The 20,205-nt window shown below is 61.5% G+C and carries 20 protein-coding genes and 1 tRNA gene; 10 read left to right on the forward strand and 11 right to left on the reverse strand.

Annotated features, from left to right (window positions below; all coding sequences use genetic code 11):
• Nucleotides 1-4: 4 nt before the first annotated feature.
• Together Q3Y53_RS00240 and psbH are read right to left on the reverse strand one after the other, a co-directional pair.
• Nucleotides 5-235 (reverse strand): TatA/E family twin arginine-targeting protein translocase, encoded by a 231-nt coding sequence (locus Q3Y53_RS00240; protein WP_303531441.1) that lies wholly within the window; start codon nt 233-235, stop codon nt 5-7.
• Between the two features lie 9 nt (nt 236-244).
• A complete protein-coding gene (gene psbH, locus Q3Y53_RS00245; RefSeq protein ID WP_226402308.1) occupies nt 245-445 on the reverse strand; it encodes a photosystem II reaction center phosphoprotein PsbH in 201 nt (66 codons plus the stop codon).
• Nucleotides 446-529: 84 nt separating this feature from the next.
• Here psbH and psbN point away from each other — a divergent pair, with 84 nt between their 5' ends.
• Nucleotides 530-670 (forward strand): photosystem II reaction center protein PsbN, encoded by a 141-nt coding sequence (gene psbN / locus Q3Y53_RS00250; RefSeq protein WP_011363291.1) that lies wholly within the window; start codon nt 530-532, stop codon nt 668-670.
• Here the strand turns inward: psbN and Q3Y53_RS00255 are convergent.
• The gene (locus Q3Y53_RS00255) at nt 658-3,597 is read right to left on the reverse strand and encodes a glycoside hydrolase family 38 C-terminal domain-containing protein (protein WP_303531447.1); all 2,940 of its coding nucleotides are present in this window, start codon (nt 3,595-3,597) and stop codon (nt 658-660) included. The two genes, psbN and Q3Y53_RS00255, sit on opposite strands and share 13 nt — an antisense overlap.
• Before the next feature lie 64 nt (nt 3,598-3,661).
• Here Q3Y53_RS00255 and Q3Y53_RS00260 point away from each other — a divergent pair, with 64 nt between their 5' ends.
• Both Q3Y53_RS00260 and Q3Y53_RS00265 read left to right on the forward strand, forming a co-directional pair.
• On the forward strand, nt 3,662-3,781 hold the full coding sequence (locus Q3Y53_RS00260) for a photosystem II reaction center protein I (RefSeq protein WP_006042333.1): 120 nt from the start codon (nt 3,662-3,664) through the stop codon (nt 3,779-3,781).
• A gap of 137 nt (nt 3,782-3,918) precedes the next feature.
• A complete protein-coding gene (locus Q3Y53_RS00265; RefSeq protein ID WP_303531489.1) occupies nt 3,919-6,723 on the forward strand; it encodes a DUF3769 domain-containing protein in 2,805 nt (934 codons plus the stop codon).
• Here Q3Y53_RS00265 and Q3Y53_RS00270 read toward each other — a convergent pair whose 3' ends face one another.
• From Q3Y53_RS00270 to Q3Y53_RS00300, 7 genes are all read right to left on the reverse strand, one after another.
• Entirely contained in the window at nt 6,724-7,167 is a 444-nt protein-coding gene (locus Q3Y53_RS00270; RefSeq protein WP_303531492.1) for a pentapeptide repeat-containing protein, read from the reverse strand.
• Between the two features lie 64 nt (nt 7,168-7,231).
• A complete protein-coding gene (locus Q3Y53_RS00275) occupies nt 7,232-7,846 on the reverse strand; it encodes a 3-isopropylmalate dehydratase small subunit 2 (protein WP_303531495.1) in 615 nt (204 codons plus the stop codon).
• Nucleotides 7,846-9,264, reverse strand: a complete 1,419-nt coding sequence (gene leuC / locus Q3Y53_RS00280) for a 3-isopropylmalate dehydratase large subunit (protein WP_303531497.1) — start codon at nt 9,262-9,264, stop codon at nt 7,846-7,848. The genes Q3Y53_RS00275 and leuC overlap by 1 nt, the downstream gene beginning before the upstream one ends.
• Before the next feature lie 26 nt (nt 9,265-9,290).
• Complete coding sequence (locus Q3Y53_RS00285) at nt 9,291-10,550, reverse strand: competence/damage-inducible protein A (RefSeq protein ID WP_226425044.1); 1,260 nt, start codon at nt 10,548-10,550, stop codon at nt 9,291-9,293.
• Nucleotides 10,543-11,685, reverse strand: a complete 1,143-nt coding sequence (locus Q3Y53_RS00290; protein WP_303531499.1) for a glycosyltransferase family 4 protein — start codon at nt 11,683-11,685, stop codon at nt 10,543-10,545. The genes Q3Y53_RS00285 and Q3Y53_RS00290 overlap by 8 nt, the downstream gene beginning before the upstream one ends.
• A gap of 115 nt (nt 11,686-11,800) precedes the next feature.
• On the reverse strand, nt 11,801-13,090 hold the full coding sequence (gene glyA / locus Q3Y53_RS00295) for a serine hydroxymethyltransferase (protein ID WP_226424961.1): 1,290 nt from the start codon (nt 13,088-13,090) through the stop codon (nt 11,801-11,803).
• Between the two features lie 94 nt (nt 13,091-13,184).
• A tRNA-Arg gene (locus Q3Y53_RS00300) sits at nt 13,185-13,258 on the reverse strand.
• A gap of 88 nt (nt 13,259-13,346) precedes the next feature.
• Between Q3Y53_RS00300 and Q3Y53_RS00305 the strand changes: the two genes are divergently transcribed.
• Genes Q3Y53_RS00305 through Q3Y53_RS00315 form a run of 3 tightly spaced genes read left to right on the forward strand, consistent with a single transcriptional unit; the run spans nt 13,347 to nt 14,216 of the window.
• Nucleotides 13,347-13,592, forward strand: a complete 246-nt coding sequence (locus Q3Y53_RS00305) for a hypothetical protein (protein WP_303531504.1) — start codon at nt 13,347-13,349, stop codon at nt 13,590-13,592.
• A 42-nt stretch (nt 13,593-13,634) separates the two neighbouring features.
• Nucleotides 13,635-13,925: a DUF3181 family protein gene (locus Q3Y53_RS00310; protein ID WP_303531507.1), complete on the forward strand. Its 291-nt coding sequence runs from the start codon at nt 13,635-13,637 to the stop codon at nt 13,923-13,925.
• Nucleotides 13,926-13,952: 27 nt separating this feature from the next.
• A complete protein-coding gene (locus Q3Y53_RS00315) occupies nt 13,953-14,216 on the forward strand; it encodes a cytochrome-c oxidase (protein WP_114988123.1) in 264 nt (87 codons plus the stop codon).
• On the opposite strand, the gene murJ is transcribed toward Q3Y53_RS00315, so the two are convergent.
• Nucleotides 14,203-15,810 carry a murein biosynthesis integral membrane protein MurJ gene (gene murJ, locus Q3Y53_RS00320; protein ID WP_303531518.1) on the reverse strand — a complete coding sequence of 536 codons (1,608 nt, stop codon included), beginning with the start codon at nt 15,808-15,810 and terminating at the stop codon, nt 14,203-14,205. The genes Q3Y53_RS00315 and murJ overlap by 14 nt on opposite strands.
• A gap of 68 nt (nt 15,811-15,878) precedes the next feature.
• Between murJ and sfsA the strand changes: the two genes are divergently transcribed.
• From sfsA to Q3Y53_RS00340, 4 genes are all read left to right on the forward strand, one after another.
• Nucleotides 15,879-16,643, forward strand: coding sequence for a DNA/RNA nuclease SfsA (sfsA, locus tag Q3Y53_RS00325; RefSeq protein WP_303531521.1), 765 nt, complete (start codon nt 15,879-15,881; stop codon nt 16,641-16,643).
• Between the two features lie 103 nt (nt 16,644-16,746).
• Nucleotides 16,747-18,219 (forward strand): ammonium transporter, encoded by a 1,473-nt coding sequence (locus Q3Y53_RS00330; RefSeq protein ID WP_226424956.1) that lies wholly within the window; start codon nt 16,747-16,749, stop codon nt 18,217-18,219.
• A 111-nt stretch (nt 18,220-18,330) separates the two neighbouring features.
• Nucleotides 18,331-19,530 (forward strand): 4-hydroxy-3-methylbut-2-enyl diphosphate reductase, encoded by a 1,200-nt coding sequence (locus Q3Y53_RS00335; RefSeq protein WP_226424955.1) that lies wholly within the window; start codon nt 18,331-18,333, stop codon nt 19,528-19,530.
• Between the two features lie 61 nt (nt 19,531-19,591).
• Entirely contained in the window at nt 19,592-20,200 is a 609-nt protein-coding gene (locus tag Q3Y53_RS00340; protein ID WP_303531525.1) for a DUF1997 domain-containing protein, read from the forward strand.
• Nucleotides 20,201-20,205: the final 5 nt, after the last annotated feature.

Genomic DNA, 20,205 nt, shown 5'->3' on the forward strand with positions numbered 1-20,205 from the left:
CAACTCAGTCGCTGGGGGGAAGTTCTTCGGCCGTCTTCGCAGCCTCACCGGACACCTCCGGCTCAGCCATGGCTTTGTTGATCTCGCGCTCGAATTCCTTGGACGCGGATTGGAAGCCCTTCAGGGTTTTTCCGAGGGTCCGGCCAAGTTCTGGCAACCGTTTCGGCCCGAAGACCAAAAGAGCAACGGCGCCGATAACCGCCATTTCGGGGAGACCGACGCCGAAGATGTTCATGGGTGCTGATCAGCCGAGGCCGTTCCAGTTCACGTTGATGCCGTCGAGGATGAGGGACTTGTTGTACAGCTGAAGAATCACCAGCAGAAACACAAGAAACAGCACCATGAAGATGCCCATCACCGGAGTGGTGCCCCATCCGGGTACCACCTTGCCGTACTCGGAGTTAAGTGGGCGGAGAAGGTCTCCCAGACGGGTGCGTTGTGCCATGGCGACGCCGGGTCTCGGGTGGTTTGAAGTCTCGATACTGTAGGGGCCGACTCCGGTTCGGGGTTGATCCTGTCGAGAGATGTGATGGAAACGTCGTCCCCAGCCCTGTCCGTCGCCATTGGCGTGCTCGCCGTTTTGTTCGGACTCACCGGATTTGGCGTGTACCAGGCCTTTGGACCTCCATCAAAAGCACTCGACGACCCGTTCGACGATCACGAGGACTGATCAACCACCAGGGAGACGAGTTCTCCCGGAGCGATCACCACGGCATCAGCAGCATTGGAATCAGCTTGCCTGCGGACACTCCACCCCGCACCGGGGGTCCAACAGCAGCGCGCTGACCCCGCATTGAGCAGCTTCAGCAGGCAAGCGTCGACATGGCGCTCCAAGGCCACCGGCGTGAGTTGAAGCGGCAGCGATGGGAACCACTGACGCAGCTCCGCAGGCAAAGCCGCACACCACCCGGGCTCGCGAAACGCAATGGCCGCCTGCGGCACACCGGCATCACTCCAGGAGCCGGAGAACGGCATAAGGGCCAAACGCTGGCGATGCCACCCCTGATCAGCGCTGGGGTCAGGCCAGGTCGGACCCCGCAGCAGCGAAATGCCGAGTCGGTCTGAAGACCAATCCACACCCTGGGGACCGTCCAGCAACACAGCCATCCCGCCTCCGGGAGCTGGCGACTGCGAAGCGAACCAGGAGATCACAGGGACTTCCCAGCGGGCTTGTTCTCGAGCCGTCATAGGTTCAGCGGGCCGTTCGATCACCCCCCCGCTGGTGTCGGCAGCGATACGGACAGCAGGGGTCGCCAGTGGCAGGTCCAGGCGCAGCAGCTCATGGGTCTGACACCAGTCGACACTGCAGATCAGCTCCAACCAGGGCGTGTCGGCCTTCAGCCGCAGGTCCAGACGCATGCAACTGGCGCCGAGCTGGCGCCGCAGCACCAGATGGGCCACCAGGGGCCCCTGATCGAGCCATTCCACGACATCCATGGACATGACACCCAAGGGCTGGGATCGGTAGTCCGCCGCCAGATCCCAGGCATCCCAGAATTCGCCCCGGTCCCGATACCGCTCCAACTGCAGGGGGGACGACAACTGATTCCGTCCATCGCGATCCCGCAGAGCCAGCAGTCCTGCCGCGGAGACGTCAATATCGATCAGACCATTACCCACGCGCCAAACACCCGACCCAAGCGACGTGATGACCACAGGCTGACGGGGCTGAGCAGCGCCGGACGCCAACCCTGGTTCTCGCCGGAGCGGCACAGAACAAGTCCCGTGCTGACGCGGTAACTGCACCCAGGTGCCACCACCGGCAGCCGCTTGCTGCGGAAGTGAAACGGCGTTGGCTGACCACGACCCCACCGGAAGACGAACCAGAGGCGACCAGGAGGCCAAGGGCTGCAGACCCCACCAACTCCATTCCGCCGCTGTGCCCTTCGAACGAGGCAGCCTTGCCAGCCGCCGGTCGCGCTCACGGCGGGCCTGGCGCCGGGCCGAGCGCCAAACCGGTTCCGCCTGTTCAAACACCTCCGGGATCGAAGTTCCCGGAAGAATGTCGTGAAACTGCTGAAACAACAGCGGGCGCCAATCGCTGCCACCGCCATCCCGGCCGGCCATGGCCAACAGGGCCGAAACAGTGTCGGCTTCCCGCAAAAACCGTTCAAGCGTTCGGTTGTGGCGCTTCTGATCGGGACGGCTGGTGGCGCAACCGCGGTGCAACTCCAGGAAGAGCTCATCACGCCACACCGGCCAGGCCTGATCGTCCTGCTCCAGGCTTGTCAGGAACTCCCGCACCGTGCCGGCACGGGCGGGCAGGGCGGCTGCTTGCCCCTCCCAGAGCTCGATCTGCGCCAGCAACTCCTCGGTGGGGCCACCACCGTGATCACCAACGCCCGGAATCCAGAGCGCCGCCTCCAGCCCCGTGGCCTTATGCCATGCCCGCTGCTCTCCCAGCATCTCCACAGGATCAGCTCGACGTCCGATCGGCGGCAGCATCAGGCTGCGCAGTTCAGACCGTCCCCGTCCGCGCCAGCGGAACAAACGATGGGGGAAAGGGTTCTCAGCATTCCAGGCCAGCTTGTGGGTGCAGAACCAGCGCACACCGGTGGCTGCCGCCACCGCAGGCAGGCCAGCAGCGAAGCCAAAGCTGTCCGGCAACCAGGCCAGCTCATGGGTCCATTCCGGGAAGCGGCGCCGGCTGTCGTCCTGACCGAGAACAAACTGATTCCACAACGACGCCGTGCTGACCAGCACACAGTCGGTCTCCACCCAGGGGCCGTTGATCGGTTCCCAGCGACCGGCGCGGCTGGCCACCTGGATCTCCGCGAACAGAGCCGGGCGATGTTGCTCCATCCACGCGTAGAGGGCCGGCGTGGAATGGGCAAAGCGCAGCTCGGGCCAGCGACGCATCAAAGCCAACGCTGATCGGAAGGTGCGTTCAGCGGCCTGCCAGGTATCGGCGACCGGCCAGAGCCAAGCCAGATCGAGATGGGCATGACCCAGCCAATGCAACGACCCTTGTGGAGGGTCCACCTGATCCAGGTGCATTGCAACAGCGGCCTGCGCCTCAACACCGCTGGGATTCAGATCCGCCCAATGCGACGGCAGGTCTCCATCCGCCGCTAGATGCAGTTCCAAGGCCGCAGGCAACAACGTGCGCTCGGGATCAGGGCCAGCAGCCTGCGGCTCCAGATCGAGATGGCTGCTGATCAGAGCTCCGTCGTCATGCAAAGGGCTGCAGAGCTCCAGGACAAGATCCAGCGCCGCCCCCTCACGACAAGCCTCAGGCAAAGGCCAGCGACAGGCGGTATCGAACAGATCTCCCTCATGAACCAGCACGCCATCCACCCAGAGCCGCATCTGCTCGGCCCACCAGCTCAGCACCAGCCGAGCACTACAGAAATCACTGGCAGACCAGCCATCAGGCCAGCTCAACTGCTGCTCAAGCCGCAGCCACTGTCGCCCTCTTGGCCAAATCAGCAGACCACGTTTGGCCCAGTCGGGACGGTGCCTTGCTCCCCAGCTTTCATCGAGGAAAAACCCAGCCTGGGCGGCGCCTGAGCGGCGCCACCCGGCGCGCAGATCACGACGCGAGCGACTGCGAAACGTTTCAATCCACTCCGATCGACCGACCTGATCAGGGTTCATACCCCTGCTGACGCTGTCATGCCCCATAGGATGATGCCCTAGTCACAGACGCCGGTCGGTCTCCATGCTCGCCCTCAAGATCTCCGTTTACTCGGTCGTCTTCTTCTTCCTCGGCATCTTCGTGTTCGGGTTCCTTGCGAGCGATCCAAGCCGCACCCCCAGCCGCAAAGACCTGGAAGATTGATTCACCCCTTCGATCAGACCGCGCCACACACTGGTCTGATCGGACCGTGATTTCTGAAATGAGCTGGCAAGCTCATTGCCCGCAGCAGGATTGCCTTGGCGGCGCACCGCCTTCTCTTTGCATTGACCGGAACCCTGATGACAGGGTCGGTTTCTGTGTTGCCCGTCACGGCCGGTTCAGCTGTATCAACGTCAGAGACAGTTGCTCCAGCGCCGGCGCGCCTGAACGTTCGTGCCGATCGCCAATACACCGACACCAAGTCCAAGGCCACGATCGCCGAAGGCAACGTTTCTGTTCAGCTCGGAAACGCTGAACTACGCGCTGATCGCATCGAATTTGATGCTGCCTATCGCACGCTTTACGCCCGCGGCGCCGTCCGTTTCAGACGTGGCAAGCAATTTTTTCAAGCATCGAGCTTTCGCTACAACCTCGTTCAAAACGAAGGTCAGCTCAACGATGTTTACGGAGTGATCGACCTTGAGGAGCCCCTCACCAATCCGTTAACAACCTCTCGAACACCATCAGCCCCGCCTGAGTCACCCACCCCAGCAAGCGTTGAAGACATGCCTCCTGTGGCATGCCCGCCGCTGCTTCCTCCGGTTCCCGACTGGCATCCGCAACCTTGGGCAGTCACGGCCTGGGGCGGTCAGATGATTGATGCCGCCTTCGGCGACACCTTCCTGTTCAACGGTCGAATGCGTCCCGAAGCCGTGTTGGGCGTCGGCGTGCAGAAACGGATCATGCGCGCTGGTCCATTCGCCATTGAACTTGAGGCCGACCTGTTCAGCCACATCGCCAAGCAGCAACAGGGGGGCGAATTCAACCAGAGCAAGGCCTATGCCGATCTGCCCGCACAGAACTTCGGCGAAGGGGTCCTTGGAATCGGAGCGCGTGTCTGGGTTCAGCCTTGGCTGAGCTTCAGCGTTGTTGAAGGCATCAGCTACAACTCCAACGTCAGCCTTTACGAGAAAACATTCCGCGAGAACTACACCCAACTGTTGAACTATCTCGGCTTCGAGGTGGAGGCAGCAGTGTCCTCCGACCTCTCGCTCGTTGGCCGGATTCACCACCGCTCCGGTGCATTCGGCACCTATGGAGGCGTCACTGAGGGCAGCAATGCCTACTTGCTGGGCCTGCGCTACCGCTGGGGACGGGATACACCCAAGCCGGAGATCGCCATGGTGCCGCCCCTGCCGGAGTGTGACGACCCGGATCTTGGCCAGCGCGTCAAGCCCTCCTCCCTCTCCGAGCGTCTCGACTCGATTGCCCTCGGCGATGGAGGAGACCCCCAGCGTCATGTCAACGGCGGCGGCAAAACGGAACAACCCACGATCTCGCCAGCCGAGCAGCAGGCCATGCGAACTGAGGCGATCGCCAAGATCGACCAACGCATCTCAGATGTCGACCTCCAGGGCAGCTTCAGCATCGAACGGCGCAGTGGCATCCCCGTTCAACGCCTGAATTCCTCAGTCAGAGATGAAAACCGCTTCGGCGTGGTCAAGGTTCCTCAATTGAAGAGCCTGGGAAGCACAAATTTCCTCAATGGCACGATCAGCCGCTGGAGAGTTCAGGCCTCGAAAGTCTTGGTTACAGCGGATGGCTGGCAAGCCGATCGCATGGGCTTCAGCAACGATCCCTTTACCCCAGCGCAAACCAGGATCGATGCAGAAGATGTGATCGCCCGCGAACAAGCCAATGGAGACGTGCTGATCTCGGCGCGACGCAACCGGCTGATCGTCGAAGAGCGGCTACCCATTCCGGTCACCCGTCGACAACTCATCCAGAAGGAAGAGGAAGTGGAGAACCGCTTCGTTGTAGGCATCGACAACAGAGACCGCGGTGGCCTTTTTGTGGGACGCAACCTCAAGCCGCTGACCATCGGCACCAGCACTGAGCTGTCCGTTCAACCGCAGTTCATGGTTCAGCGCGCCATTGATGGCGACTTCAACAGCGCCGCAGATTTGTTTGGCTTGGACGCCAAAATGCGCGGCCGCTATGGGAATTACGAACTGAACGTCGACGCCGATATCAGCAGCTTCGACCCCACGGACATCCTCAGCAGCAGCCGCTACTGGGGAAGTTTCGGCCGGGATATCAACCTCGGTGGTTTGGGTGTGCTGAACACCAATCTTTTCGGGGCCTACCGCTACCGCACCTGGAATGGCTCCCTCGGTGAAACCAACATCCATGCGGCCTATGGCGTTTATGCCGAGACCAAGGGCAGCTGGTCGACAGGCGAGGTTGACCACGACTACCTGATTCGCGGTGCCATCGGCGACTACGACGCCGACCGCTTCAACAGCGACCGCCGTTTGCGCAGTGGGCGTGGCAGCTTGTTCGCCTCCGTCACCAGCAAGATTCCATTGCTGAAAGGCAAGACAGCAGAGCTCATTCCAACAGCGGCCTATCGCTATTCCCCCGTCCCCATTGTTCCGGGGCTGAGCCTGAACACCAACGTCAACACCTCAATTGCGGTGTACGGCGATGGCCGTCACCAGGAGACCCTGAGTCTCAGCGGAGGCCCCACCATCACCCTGGGCACCTTCAGCAAGCCCTTCCTCGATTTCACGCAGATCTCGATCGTCGGCAGCGGATCCCTGAAAAACGGCGACAGCCCGTTCGACTTCGATCGGAACGTCGATCTCGCCACCCTTGGGGTCGGCCTAACCCAACAGATTGTTGGACCGGTCGTGCTGAGCACCGGCGTCAGTTACAACGTCGATCCCGGTTCGAAGTACTTCGGAAAAACCGTCAACTCCAACATCGAATTGCGCTGGCAACGGCGCAGCTACGACGTGGGGGTCTACTTCAATCCCTACAAGGGCATTGGTGGCGTTCGCTTCCGGCTCAACGACTTTGACTTCAAGGGCACAGGCGTGCCGTTTGTGCCCTACACCCCAACGAACTGGATGGAAACCACCAACGCGGATCGACCCTTCTGATCAATCAGCACCCCCGATGATCAGATCGCTGCCAAACAGTGAAGCTCCGGCGTAGCGCATGCCGGAGGTCTGCACGTTCGGTGCATAGGCATTGATCACCTGGGCCTCCCGCAAATCGGCATTGCGCAGGTCCACGCCAGACAGCTCAGCATTGCTGAGGTTGGCTCCCCGCAGGTCAGCACCTTCCAGCAACGCTCCCGTCAGGTCAGCACCTTCAAGATTCGCCTCCCTCAGATCGGCGCCGCGCAGATCACTGCCGCGAAAATCAGCACCGATGAGATGGGCCTGACGGAAATCCGCCTGGCGGAGATCACAGCCAGGACAGCTGCGATCCAACGGATCATGGGGCTGCACCTTAAGCGGAACGGCCCCAGCAGGAACCACACCGGCAACAACCAAGAGCGGCAACAGGGGCAACAACAACCGCGAAAGCGAATAAGCCATTGAGATCCGACCTCCGAATGCGACCTCCTATCTCTTTCATAGACACAGGAGTCGCACTTGGCTGTTACTCAGAGGCGAACTGGTTGATGTAGGGCAGTGTTTGCATCAATTCCGCAACCTGGGGGCCATGGTCCAGGAGCTGGGACGTCGCATCCCAACGACCACTGCGCAGCATGTCGAGAGGACCAGGATCTATGGACACAGGCCAGCTGGACTCCGCTGAGGTCAGTTGCAAACCGGCGAGATCCAGGCTCCAGGAGCGTCCCGGCTCACGATCCACCTGCGCCTGAATCGCCTTGATCTGCTCCGGGGCTGCCGTTGCACAGGGAATGCCAAGGGCGAGGCAGTTGCCGTAGAAGATCTCGGCAAAACTGACCCCAACCACCGCGCGAATTCCCCAGCGCATCAACGCTTGAGGTGCATGCTCACGGCTGGAACCGCAGCCGAAATTGCCGTTCACCACGAGGATCGAGGCCCCCTGATAACGGGCCTGATCAAAGGGATGTTCACCGGAGAGCTCGAGACGGTCATCGGCAAACACCTGGTCGCCCAACGCCTCGAAACTGACGCATTTGAGGAATCGTGCCGGAATGATCCGATCCGTGTCGATGTCTTCACCGGGGACGGCAATCGCCGTTCCACTCACCTGTTGAACCGGACCAGTCGGGAAGAGAGCCATCACGATGCGGACGGAGAAATCAAAGTACGGACATCGGTCACACGACCGTTAACGGCAGCTGCGGCCACCATTGCTGGACTCATCAACAACGTCCGGCCACAGGCCGATCCCTGCCGACCCTTGAAATTGCGGTTGCTGGAGCTGGCGCTGATCTGACGCCCCTCCAGCCGATCCGGATTCATGGCCAAACACATCGAGCAGCCGGGCTCCCTCCACTCAAAGCCTGCGGCACGGAACACCGCATCCAGCCCTTCAGCTTCAGCAGCCTTCGCAACCTGCTCCGAGCCGGGAACCACAAACGCCTTGATGCCTTCAGCCACCTGGCGCCCACGGGCCACGTCGGCAGCCGCACGCAGATCGCTGAGACGGCCATTGGTACAGCTGCCGATGAAACAAACATCCACAGGCACCCCAGCGATGGCCGTTCCCGGCTGGAGATCCATGTAGCGGTAGGCCTCCTCCGCAATCGGACGCTCCCCTGGATCCAGTTGATCAAGGCTGGGCACCGTTTCATCGATCCCCAGTCCCTGGCCGGGTGTAATGCCCCAGGTCACCGTGGGTGGAATCGCAGCGGCATCAAACACCACCTCGTCGTCGACCGTTGCGTCAGGATCAGTGGCCAAGGAGCTCCACCAGGCGACAGCGCGGCTCCAGGCGTCACCTTCAGGGGCATGGGGGCGACCTTTCAGATACTCAAAGGTGACCTGATCGGGATTGACGTAACCGCATCGGGCTCCCCCCTCGATCGCCATGTTGCAGAGGGTCATCCGCTCTTCCATCGACAACGCCTCGATGGCCGAGCCGGCGAACTCGTAGGCGTAGCCAACGCCGCCCTTCACACCAAGGTGGCGGATTACATGCAGGATCAGATCCTTCGCCGACACACCCTCTGAAAGAAGGCCATTCACCTGAATCCGGCGCACCTTGAGCTTGTTCATGGCCAGGCTCTGACTGGCCAACACATCGCGCACCTGACTCGTGCCGATCCCAAAGGCGATCGCCCCGAAGGCGCCATGGGTGGAGGTGTGGGAATCACCGCAAGCCACCGTCATGCCCGGCTGGGTTAGGCCCAGCTCCGGGGCAATCACATGCACGATGCCCTGCCGGCCGCTGCCGATGTTGTTCAGAGGGATGCTGTGCTCCTGGCAGTTCCGTTCCAAAGTGCTGAGCATCTCCTCTGCCAACGGATCGGCGAACGGCCGTTGCTGAGAGGTGGTCGGCACGATGTGGTCCACCGTGGCCACCGTGCGCTCAGGACAGCGCACCGTCAGGCCCTTGTCCTTCAAAGCCGAGAAGGCCTGAGGACTGGTGACCTCATGTATCAAATGCAGACCGACAAACAGTTGGGTGGATCCGCCGGGGAGCTCCGCCACCCGATGCAGGTCCCACACCTTGTCGTAGAGGGTGCCGGAACTCAACAGTTCAGCCGCAAGAACCGTCGACCCTAAACCTGAGCGAGCAAGCGAAGACGCAGACGGTCCAAGCCACGGATCACGCTCATCTTCTGAATGGCCTCCCGACCCCGCCGCTCACCGAAATGCTGCACCCAGGCCTCACAGCCATCGGGACCAGCCAAGGCCAGATGCACCAAGCCCACGGGCTTCTCGGCACTGCCACCGCCAGGGCCGGCAATACCGCTGACCGCGATCGCCCAGTCGCAGTTCAGGCGCTCCCGGGCTGCCCGAGCCATCGCCTCAACCACAGGCTGGGAAACAGCACCATGGGCCGTGAGCAGATCCCGCGACACCCCAAGCAAGGCCTGTTTCACCGCATTGCTGTAAGCGACGACGCCACCCTGGAACACCGACGAGGAGCCTGGAACAGCCGTAAGGGCTGCCGCCAATCCACCACCGGTGCAGGACTCCGCCACCGCCATCGTCTGGTGCCTTTGCTTAAGCAGGTCGATCACCACCGACGCCAGGCTGTCCTCATCGATGCCGTAGCAGTTGTTCCCTGTGCGACGGCGCAGCTCAGCTTCCAGCGGCACCAACAGCTGAGCGGCGGCATCGGCAGTGGGAGCACAGGCCGTGAGCCGCAATTTCACATCTCCGAGAGAGGCATAAGGAGCAACCGTTGGATTGGCGGACGCCAACAAATCGGCAACGCGCTCAGCCAGATCGGATTCACCAATGCCACTAAAACGGAGCTGACGGCTCACGTACACCCCTGAAGTCCCAGCATTGGCTTGAAGCCAGGGGGCGGCCGTTTCCGTCCACATCACCCGCATTTCCGCAGGCACCCCCGGGAAGGTAAGGATCGTGAAATCAGGTCGGGGCGACCAGATCATTCCCGGTGCAGACCCCTTTGGATTTGGAAGAACATCCGCTCCACGGGGCAGATAAGCCTGGCTGCGGTTGCTGGGAGCAACCGGCCGGCCACCCGCCGATAACTTCCGCTGGATCTCCAGCCAGAGTTCGGGCCGCTCCTCCAGGGGAGTCTCGAAAGCAGCAGCAAGGGCCTCTGTGGTGAGGTCATCGGGGGTTGGGCCCAAACCTCCTGTCGTCACCAGAACCCTGCAGCGCTGCGATGCCTCCCGTACGGCAGAGATCACACGATCTTTGTTGTCGCCAACTACGGTTTGGCGGTAATGCGGCAGCCCCAGGCCTGCCAACTGTTCTGCAATCCATCGGGCATTGCCGTTGAGGATGTCGCCCAACAACAGCTCTGTACCCACGCACAGGATTTCAACACCCGATTCAGCCACGCGGTTCGCCAAGGGCAGCGGGATCAGCAGGGGTGGGACAGGGGTTGGTGTTCATCAAAGCTCGCTCGTGCTGCAACTGGCGACGGCTGATCACCACCGTGGCCACGAGGATGGCCGTGGCCAAAGCCAGCCAGAGGAAGCGCATCTCAGCATTGGCCACCACAAGGGCCAAGGCAGCTAGCCACTGGGTGAAGACGTAGATCAGCAGAACCGTGCGCCGATGGCTGAAGCCAGCGCGCAACAGTCGGTGATGGAGGTGACGGCGATCGGGATAGAAGGGGGAACGGCCTTCCCGCAGACGGCCCATGATCACAGCCGACATGTCGGCCAGAGGCAGCGAGAGAATCAGCAGCGGCAGCAGCAGGCTCACCGTCGTGAGCCCTTTGGCAGGTCCCACGATGCTCACGGCAGCGAGGGTGAATCCCAGGAAGTAGGAGCCCCCATCCCCCATGAAGATGCGGGCAGGGTTGAAGTTGTGCCGCAGGAAGCCGAGGCAGCAGCCCGCCAGCGCGGCGGCGAGGAATCCAGCGGCCACCTGATGCAGCGAAAAGCTGACGGACACCAGCCCGACAGCGGCAATGCCAGCCACTCCCGCAGCAAGGCCATCAAGGCCATCCAGCCAGTTGATGGCGTTGGTGATTCCCACCAGCCAAACAACAGTGGCCAGCAGGCTGAGGGTGTCGGGCAGAGCAATCGGACCGGCTGAAGCCGTGAACCAGGGAAGATCGATCGCTCCAATCCGAACGCCCTGGCTCCACACCGCACAAGCCACGGCGACCTGTCCAGCCAGCCGCGGCCAGGGGGAGAGGGCGAATAGGTCGTCCGCCAGGCCGATCAGAAAAAAGCAGAGCGAACCGGCCAGGGTGCTCCAGATCAGTTGATCCCGGGCCGGGGCAAGCAAGCCAAACCCCCCCACGGACCACACCGCCGCCAAAGCCAGGGCAAAACCCAGGACCATGGCAATGCCCCCCAGCCTCACCATTGGAGTGATGTGCTGCTTGCGCTCATCCGGTTGATCGGTCCACCCGAAGCGCAAGCCCAGCCGGCGCACTTGGGGCACCAGCACCATGGTGGTCACCGCGGCCAGAAGAAAGCTGACCGAGGCGACCGCGATAGGGCTGGCCAAGAGGTTCACGCAGGCTCCAGCAAACAGACGATCCCCAGGTCAGAAGGAGTGGCTCCAATCCTAAAGAGCCTGCAACCGATCAACCAGGCACGGCCGAGGCTCGTTCGAAAGCCAAGGCCAAGCCTCAGGCCAGAACCGGCTGCTTGCTGTCGGCATAGAGAGGGAAGCGCTCACAGAGGGCGGCCACCCGGTCGAGGCAACGCTGGCGAATCGCATCATCCTCAGGATTGAGAAGACGGTCGGCAATCACATCAGCGACCTCACGGAAGGCCTGTACGTCAAAACCACGGGTGGTAAGTGCGGCTGTTCCCAGCCGCAGGCCACTTGTGACAAAGGGCGATTCGGGGTCGAAGGGAACTGTGTTCTTGTTCGCAGTGATGTGCACATCACTCACCAACAGATCAGCCACTTTTCCAGTCATGCCGATGCCACGAAGATCCAGCAGCACCACGTGGTTGTCGGTGCCACCGCTGACGACATCGATGCCGCGGGCGATCAGCTGTTCGGCGAGGGCTGCCGCATTGGCAACCACCTGCTGGCTGTAGGCCTTGAACGAAGGCTGCAACGCTTCACCGAATGCCACAGCCTTGGCAGCAATCACATGCTCCAAGGGGCCGCCCTGACTGCCAGGGAACACGGCTTTGTCGAATTTCTTGGCGAACTCAGCATCGCGGCAGAGAATCAGGCCACCGCGGGGGCCGCGAAGGGTCTTGTGGGTGGTGGTGGTCACCACATCGCAATGGGGCACCGGGCTGGGATGCACACCAGCGGCCACGAGGCCGGCGATGTGGGCCATATCGGCCAGCAGATAGGCACCCACTTCATCAGCGATGGCGCGGAAGGCGGCGAAGTCGATGGTGCGTGGATACGCGGAATAGCCACAAACAATCAGCTTCGGCTTGTGCTCCAACGCAAGCTGGCGGATCGCCTCCATGTCCAAGCGTTGGGTCTCTTTGTCGACGCCGTACTGGACGACGTTGAACCACTTGCCGCTGACGTTGACCGGAGAACCATGGGTCAGATGCCCGCCATGGGACAGATCAAGACCCATGATCGTGTCGCCGGGCTGCAGCAGAGCCAGGAAAACGGCGAAGTTGGCCTGGGCACCGCTGTGGGGCTGCACATTGGCCCAGTCGGCACCAAACAACTGCTTAGCCCGCTCGATGGCCAACTCCTCAATGGCGTCAACGTGCTCACAACCGCCGTAATACCGCTTGCTGGGCAGACCCTCGGCGTACTTATTGGTGAGCACGGAACCCTGGGCCTGCATCACCGCACGGGAGGCAAAGTTCTCCGATGCGATGAGTTCTAGGTGGGTTTCCTGACGCTGCCGTTCTTGATTGATAAACGCGGCGATATCCGGATCCGACTGAGCCAGATCGGCGTCGATGGCGCGTCCAGATGCCTGGCCCATGAAATGTCAGTAAAGCTTTGCCCAATCGTAAGAAATCGCAGCGATCAGCCCGACCGATCAACCAAAAAAAAACTGCCCGTGGGGGCAGTTGAAACGCGCCTGGAGAGATTCGAACTCCCGACCCTCTGATCCGTAGTCAGATGCTCTAATCCGCTGAGCTACAAGCGCTTGCGCTGAACCATCAGACCCCATCGAGGGTCCGCTCGTCAACTGGGCCCGAGCCGCGTCAGGATTCAGGGGTTTCTGAGCTCGAGCAATGCCGATCCGCTGGTATGGCCCCGCTAACCCTGAGGATCCGACCTACCGGCATTTCGAGCGCATCGTGAACCTATGCCTGCACGGCGGCATCTTCGCCGCGGTGAACAGCGGCGGTTGGTTCCTGCAGGAGATGCGCCATCCCTTCCCTGAGGGGAGCCTGCCCTGGATCACGGGCCTCTGGGCCACCCTGTGGCTGGGCCAATTGATTTGGGTGATTCGTCAACGCCCCAAGCCGGAGGAATAAAGCCAACATGGATGCAATCCTTTCCTCGATCCTCCTGGGCTGATGTCCCTTTCCGCCAGCGACCTACAGGACCTTCAGAGTGCTCTGGCGGATCGCCTGTACGTTCAGATCAGCGGCTGGCATCTGTACCTGGGCGACGCCGATCTGGCCTCAGCCTTAGCCATCGAATGCAGTGCCCGTGTCAATCAAGGCGCTGAAGTGGCGGCGCGGCAGGCCCTGGATGCCGTGAAAGTGCAGCTGGCTGGGGGTGCTAGTCAGCTGCCTCTCGCCAAGCTGATCCCCCCCAGCCAGCTGCGTGATCTCGAGGAGATCCTCGAGCCGTACTGCGGATAAGGTTGCAGTCCATCCGCGGCGGTTGGTGTGCTGATCATTGAAGTCACCAACTCAAGAGATTTGGTCCGCCAACGCATTGGCCGCTTGGGTGAACGGCTGATTGGGCGCGTGGTGGATGCGGAGGCTCAGGTTGAAAAAGCTCTGATTCAGGAACTGGAAACCGCCTTCAAAGAGTTCGGCATTGAGGCAAGGATCGTGTCTGTTCAAGGTCCACAACTCGTGGGTCGCGAACAGCTGGAACTTCCCATTCAAGTGCGTGAAGAGCTCGATGTTCGCCTCAGCGAGCCCTGAATCGGCCCACCACCAACTGCGCGATCTCACGCACCTCCGGCACCTTGAGTTGTGCTCCGATCAAGGCGAACAGAACCAAACCCAACAAGCCAGGTACAGAGACCTGCAGCGAGAGGCCCACGAGCCCTGAGGGCCAGGGCATGACGGTCACCACGATCCCCGCGCCCCCCGCTGCCAGCACACCGGCGATGGCCAGCCGCAGCAGGTCCATCCCCCAGCGCCGCAGTGGCAGCCCTGAAATCCGTTGCTGCAGAACCAACAACAGGGCAAGGCAGGTGAACAGGTTGATGGCAACCGTCGCGAGCACCAGCCCAGGTGCACCGAAATTGAATGGCGACTGATTCCCCCAAGGTGTCGGGCCACCCACCAGGAGCCAATCAAACACCACGTTCAAACCAATCCCCGCCAACGAGAGACGAAAGGGCGTCGTCCCATCTCCGAGGGCGTAGAAGACACGCACCAGCACATCCCGGCCGAGATAGGCCGGCATGCCCAGGCCGTAGGCCATCAATAGGCCCGTCACCAACTGGGCGGCGGACCCATCGAAGGCACCACGCTCGTACACCAAGGCGACGATGGGGCCGCCCAAGGCAATGAACAGTCCCCCCAGAGGAATCATCGATGCGGCAGAAAGCATCAACCCCTGCCGAATCCGTTCAATCAGCTGCGGACGATCCGACGGCGCCGTGAGCCTGGCGAAGGTGGGCAGCAAGGGCACCAGCAATGCATTCGAGATCAAGCCCAGGGGCGTTTGCACCAGCAAATTGGCGTACCCCAGACCCGCCGCCGCACCGACGATGCCGGAAGCAAAGAAGAGATCCGTGAACACATTGATCTGCAGCATCCCGGACGACAGCGTCGCCGGCCCCATCACACGCCAGACCTCGCGCACCCCCGGGTGCCGCCAATCCCAGACCAGTTGAAAACGGGCCAAACCCTGCCGGATCAATGCTGGTAGTTGGATCAACCACTGCAGCAAGGCCCCCACAAACGTGGCCAAGGCCAGCACCACACCCCCGGTCATGGCCGCGGACGGCAAGACGATGTCAGCGCCGAGCTGCCACCAGAGCAGTCCCACCCCAAGGATCAAGGCACCGCTGGACATCAGCGGGGAAATCGCAGGAATCCAGAATTCGTCCGCAGCGTTGAGGGAGCCAAAGCCCAGCCCAATCAGCCCGGCCAGCAGCGCCATCGGGGCCATCACCTGCAGCTGAACCCGAGCGATGGCATGAAGCTCGGGGGCAAGGCCAGGGCCCACCAGGGTGATCAGGGGATCCGCCGCCAACACCAAAACGATGGTGACCAGTAGCAACAGTGCGCTGACGCTGGTGTTGAGCGCCGCAAGGATATGGGCTCCTTCCGCACGTGGGCGACGACTCAGCACACTCACCATGGCGCTGTGGAAGGGGCCATTGATCCCCCCGAGCAGGATCAGCAAAAATCCAGGCAGCACATAGGCGTAGTTGTAGGCGTCATAGGCCGCGCCAACACCGAAGGCCGCCGCAATCACCAGCTGCCGAATCAGGCCACCCACCTTGCTCAGCAGGGTGCCGAGGGTCACCACCAGTGCGATCCCCTTCAGTGAACGCGCCATTCGCCCCACAGCATTGGGCGCATTGTGGAGGCACCACGCGAGACCATGGGCCAATCTCGGCTGATGCCATGACTGGCCTTCCCTCTCCGGGCGATGCCCTGCTGCGCTTTGAACCTTTAACGGAGGGCGTGCTGCTGAAGCGCTACAAACGTTTTCTGGCCGATGTGGAGCTGAGCAGCGGCGAGACCGTCACCGCCCACTGCGCCAACACCGGCCCGATGACCGGGGTCTTGATCCCTGGCCAACGGGTGCGTCTGCGCCACGCACCCTCCCCCAAACGCAAGCTGGCCTGGACCTGGGAGCAAGCCGAAGTGCCAGGCGCCGATGGCCAGCCTTGCTGGGTTGGCATCAACACGGCCCTGCCCAACCGCCTGATTCGCGCAACGATTGAAGCGGGGTGCCTGGAGGCCCAACTCGGTGCCATTGCGGGGATCCGCGCTGAAGTGGCCTACGGCACCAACAAGCGCAGCCGGATCGACCTCCTGCTGACTCCAGCAGCACAGAACCCCGATCAACGACCGATCTACCTGGAGGTGAAGAACACCACCTGGACCGACGGCAGCACGGCCCTGTTCCCCGACACGGTGACCGAACGGGGGCAAAAACATCTGATTGAGCTGATGGGGGTGCTCCCTGACGCGCGGGCGATGCTCGTGCCCTGCCTCAGCCGCCCGGATGTGAATTCCTTTGCACCGGGCGACAGCGCCGATCCGCGCTATGGAGAGCTGTTTCGCCAGGCGACCAACAGCGGCGTGGAAGTTCTACCTTGTTGTTTCAGCTACAGCGCTGATGCGGTGCACTGGCAGGGAACGCGCCTAGTCGACCTAGATTGATTTTTTGTAGCAGATCGAACATAGAAAGACGAGATTGACGTGCAGCGTGGGCTGGTTCGCCTAGTTACAACTGGGCGTGTCACGCAGCTCTGCACCCTCGTTCATGACAACTGCATTCCACGCGCCACCGCAACAGCGGCGCAAAACCCTTCAGGAGGCCAGCCTCCTGGAAGGCCCGATGCTGCTCCTAAAGAGCATCCGGGGCTTCAGTTCTAACCGCGCCATGACCTGGCTCGCCTGTGCGCCCCTGGCGCTCATGGGCCTTGGCATCTTCACGCTCTCGGCCAAAGCCGAAGAGCTGCCTGAGCTCTCCGCAGCTTTCCTGGCCAACAACCTCTGGCTTCTGGTCGCCACCATCCTGGTGATCTTCATGAATGCCGGCTTCGCCATGGTCGAAGCAGGCATGTGCCGGCAAAAGAATGCCGTCAATATTCTTTCCAAAAACCTGTTTGTGTTTGCCCTTGCGGTAACCGCTTACTGGTTTGTGGGCTACTCCTTCATGTACGGCGATTCCGTCATCGACGGTTGGCTGTATTTCTCAGGCCTCTTCTTCGATCCAACCGTCACCGCTGAGACCATCAGCGATGCCGGCCTGGTTCCCACCGTTGATTTCCTGTTCCAGGCGGCCTTCGCTGGAACAGCAGCCACGATCGTTTCCGGTCTTGTGGCTGAAAGGATCAAGTTCGGCGAATTCGTGATCTTCGCCCTGGTCCTCACCGCCTTCATCTACCCAGTTGCTGGCAGCTGGGAATGGAACGGTGGCTGGCTCAACAGTGTTGGCAGCGTCGAATTCATCGACTTTGCTGGATCCTCGATCGTGCACTCCGTCGGCGCTTGGGCCGGCCTCGTCGGCGCCATGCTTCTCGGACCCCGCATCGGCAAGTACGTCGATGGCAAGGTTCAGGCCATTCCTGGCCACAACATGTCCATCGCCACCCTTGGCGCTCTGATCCTCTGGATCGGCTGGTACGGCTTCAACCCGGGCTCCCAGCTCGCCATGGACCAGTGGGTTCCCTATGTGGCCGTCACCACCACCCTCGGCGCAGCCGGCGGTGCCATCGGTGCCACGGTGATCTCCACGATCACATCCAAGAAGCCTGATCTCACCATGATCATCAACGGCATCCTGGCCGGCCTGGTGAGCGTGACTGCCGGTTGCGGCAACCTCACCCTGACGGGTTCCTGGGTGGCTGGTCTGGTCGGCGGCATCATCGTCGTCTTCTCCGTTGCAGCTCTCGATGCCGCAGGCATTGACGACCCCGTCGGCGCCTTCTCCGTGCACGGTGTGTGCGGCGTGTGGGGCACGATCGTGATCGGTCTCTGGGGCTACGACGTCCAGGGCGACGGCTCCGGTCTTGGCCTTCTGGTCGGCGGCGGTATCGACCAGCTCGGCATCCAAGCCCTGGGGGCAGCTGCCTACGCCATCTGGACCGTGGTCACCTGCTTCATCGCCTGGCAGATCATCGGCTCCCTCTTCGGTGGCATCCGCGTCACCGAACAGGAAGAGTCCGAAGGTCTGGACATCGGCGAACACGGCATGGAGGCCTACGCCGGTTTCTCCACCACCAACAACTGATTCCATTCCGGACTCAGCTGTTGATTTCGAGCCCGGCCAACTGGCCGGGCTTTTTTACTGCCTGAAGTGTTGCTTCAGGCCACATAGAGTTCCCCCACTCCAGCGCCCTCCATGGACACCCACGCCTTCAAGCGCTCCCTCCACCATTCCGAGCGTTACAACCGGCGAGGCTTCGGGCGCGCCGAGGAAGTGGCGGAAAGCCTTGAGCAGGCTTACCAGAGCGGCCTGATCGGCACGATCCGAGACAACGGCTACCGATTGGAACACGGCCGGCTCAACGTCCGGCTTGCGGAAGCCTTCGGGTTCTGTTGGGGGGTTGAACGGGCCGTGGCGATGGCCTACGAGACCCGCAGGCATTACCCGAGCGAGCGTCTCTGGATCACAAACGAGATCATCCACAACCCCTCAGTGAACGATCACCTCAGGGAGATGGATGTGCAGTTCATCCCTGTCGAACAGGGGGTGAAGGACTTCTCAGGTGTTACCTCCGGTGATGTGGTGATCCTGCCGGCCTTTGGTGCCACCGTTCAGGAAATGCAGCTGCTGAATGAACGGGGCTGCCACATCGTTGATACGACCTGTCCCTGGGTCTCCAAGGTGTGGAACACCGTGGAGAAACACAAAAAGCACACCTTCAGCTCGATCATTCACGGCAAGGTGAAGCACGAGGAAACACTGGCCACCAGCTCATTTGCCGGCACCTATCTGGTGGTGCTCGATCTGGAGGAAGCCCAGTACGTCGCCGATTACATCCTCGGCAAAGGTGACCGCGATGAGTTCATCAAACGCTTTGCCAAGGCGTGCTCTCCAGGGTTCGATCCCGATCGGGACCTCGAACGTCTGGGCGTGGCCAACCAGACCACGATGTTGAAGAGCGAAACGGAAGAAATCGGACGCTTGTTCGAACGGACGATGTTGAGCAAATACGGTCCAACCCAGCTCAACGACCACTTCCTGGCCTTCAACACCATCTGCGACGCCACCCAGGAGCGTCAGGACGCCATCTTCTCCCTGGTGGATGAACCGCTGGACCTGATGGTGGTGATCGGTGGTTTCAACTCGTCCAACACCACCCACCTGCAGGAAATTGCCGTCAGCCGCGGCATTCGCTCCTTCCACATCGACACGCCCGAGCGGATTGACGTCGGCAGCAATTCGATCGAGCACAAACCACTAGCGGCGGAACTCTGTCGTGAAGGCGATTTCCTGCCTGAGGGGCCCGTGCGGGTGGGAATCACCTCCGGCGCCTCAACTCCGGATCGAGCGGTGGAAGAGGTGATCGAAAAACTGATGCAATTGAGCGAAAACTGAACCGCGGAGAGCTTTACATTGGTTCATCTTTAATCCGCCCTTCACCGGCAGCTCCCCATCCGTGACGGTCTTGTCGCCCACTGAAACCGACAATCAGCTTCACGGTGCAGACCCTCAGGTGCGCTGCTACAGCAGCCACTTCGAGGATTCAATGCAGATGCTGGCGCCCCAAGCGGTCGTAGCTCGCTACCTGGATAACCATCAGAGCTGGTTTGAACGTTGCGCCAGCCCGATGCAGGTCGAGGCCATCGATCGGCAGTCCTACAGCCTGACCCTGGGGCGGTTCGGCAACTTCGGCTTCGAAGTGGAGCCCACGATCGCTCTACGACTGCTGCCGCAGCAGGAAGGGATTTACCGGATCGAAACCATGCGGACCGTTCCAAAGTCCCTCGCCCTGCGCCATCACTACGACGTCGACTTCCGCGCGGGAATGCATCTCATCCCCGAACAGGAGAACACCTCCGTGCAATGGGACCTGGATCTCAAGGTCTGGATCCGTTTGCCCAAGGTGATCACCATGCTCCCGGATCAGTTGGTCCAGAGCAGTGGTGATCATCTGCTCAAGCAGATTGTCCGCCAGATTTCGCGACGGCTCACCTGGAAGGTCCAGGAAGATTTCCATGCCGCCCATGGCCTGAGCTGCCCACCCCGTCAGCGGGCAGCCTTCTGAAGGTT

It is taken from the genome of Synechococcus sp. YX-04-1 (assembly GCF_030546365.1).
GTDB lineage: Bacteria > Cyanobacteriota > Cyanobacteriia > PCC-6307 > Cyanobiaceae > Parasynechococcus.

What these genes read in the sequence shown, in the direction of transcription:
- Q3Y53_RS00240 (WP_303531441.1), bottom strand. Translation starts at nt 235, where the DNA reads ATGAACATCTTCGGCGTCGGTCTCCCCGAAATGGCGGTTATCGGCGCC.
- psbH (WP_226402308.1), bottom strand. Translation starts at nt 445, where the DNA reads ATGGCACAACGCACCCGTCTGGGAGACCTTCTCCGCCCACTTAACTCC.
- psbN (WP_011363291.1), top strand. Translation starts at nt 530, where the DNA reads ATGGAAACGTCGTCCCCAGCCCTGTCCGTCGCCATTGGCGTGCTCGCC.
- Q3Y53_RS00255 (WP_303531447.1), bottom strand. Translation starts at nt 3,597, where the DNA reads ATGAACCCTGATCAGGTCGGTCGATCGGAGTGGATTGAAACGTTTCGC.
- Q3Y53_RS00260 (WP_006042333.1), top strand. Translation starts at nt 3,662, where the DNA reads ATGCTCGCCCTCAAGATCTCCGTTTACTCGGTCGTCTTCTTCTTCCTC.
- Q3Y53_RS00265 (WP_303531489.1), top strand. Translation starts at nt 3,919, where the DNA reads ATGACAGGGTCGGTTTCTGTGTTGCCCGTCACGGCCGGTTCAGCTGTA.
- Q3Y53_RS00270 (WP_303531492.1), bottom strand. Translation starts at nt 7,167, where the DNA reads ATGGCTTATTCGCTTTCGCGGTTGTTGTTGCCCCTGTTGCCGCTCTTG.
- Q3Y53_RS00275 (WP_303531495.1), bottom strand. Translation starts at nt 7,846, where the DNA reads ATGGCTCTCTTCCCGACTGGTCCGGTTCAACAGGTGAGTGGAACGGCG.
- glyA (WP_226424961.1), bottom strand. Translation starts at nt 13,090, where the DNA reads ATGGGCCAGGCATCTGGACGCGCCATCGACGCCGATCTGGCTCAGTCG.
- Q3Y53_RS00305 (WP_303531504.1), top strand. Translation starts at nt 13,347, where the DNA reads ATGCCGATCCGCTGGTATGGCCCCGCTAACCCTGAGGATCCGACCTAC.
- Q3Y53_RS00310 (WP_303531507.1), top strand. Translation starts at nt 13,635, where the DNA reads ATGTCCCTTTCCGCCAGCGACCTACAGGACCTTCAGAGTGCTCTGGCG.
- murJ (WP_303531518.1), bottom strand. Translation starts at nt 15,810, where the DNA reads ATGGCGCGTTCACTGAAGGGGATCGCACTGGTGGTGACCCTCGGCACC.
- sfsA (WP_303531521.1), top strand. Translation starts at nt 15,879, where the DNA reads ATGACTGGCCTTCCCTCTCCGGGCGATGCCCTGCTGCGCTTTGAACCT.
- Q3Y53_RS00330 (WP_226424956.1), top strand. Translation starts at nt 16,747, where the DNA reads ATGACAACTGCATTCCACGCGCCACCGCAACAGCGGCGCAAAACCCTT.
- Q3Y53_RS00335 (WP_226424955.1), top strand. Translation starts at nt 18,331, where the DNA reads ATGGACACCCACGCCTTCAAGCGCTCCCTCCACCATTCCGAGCGTTAC.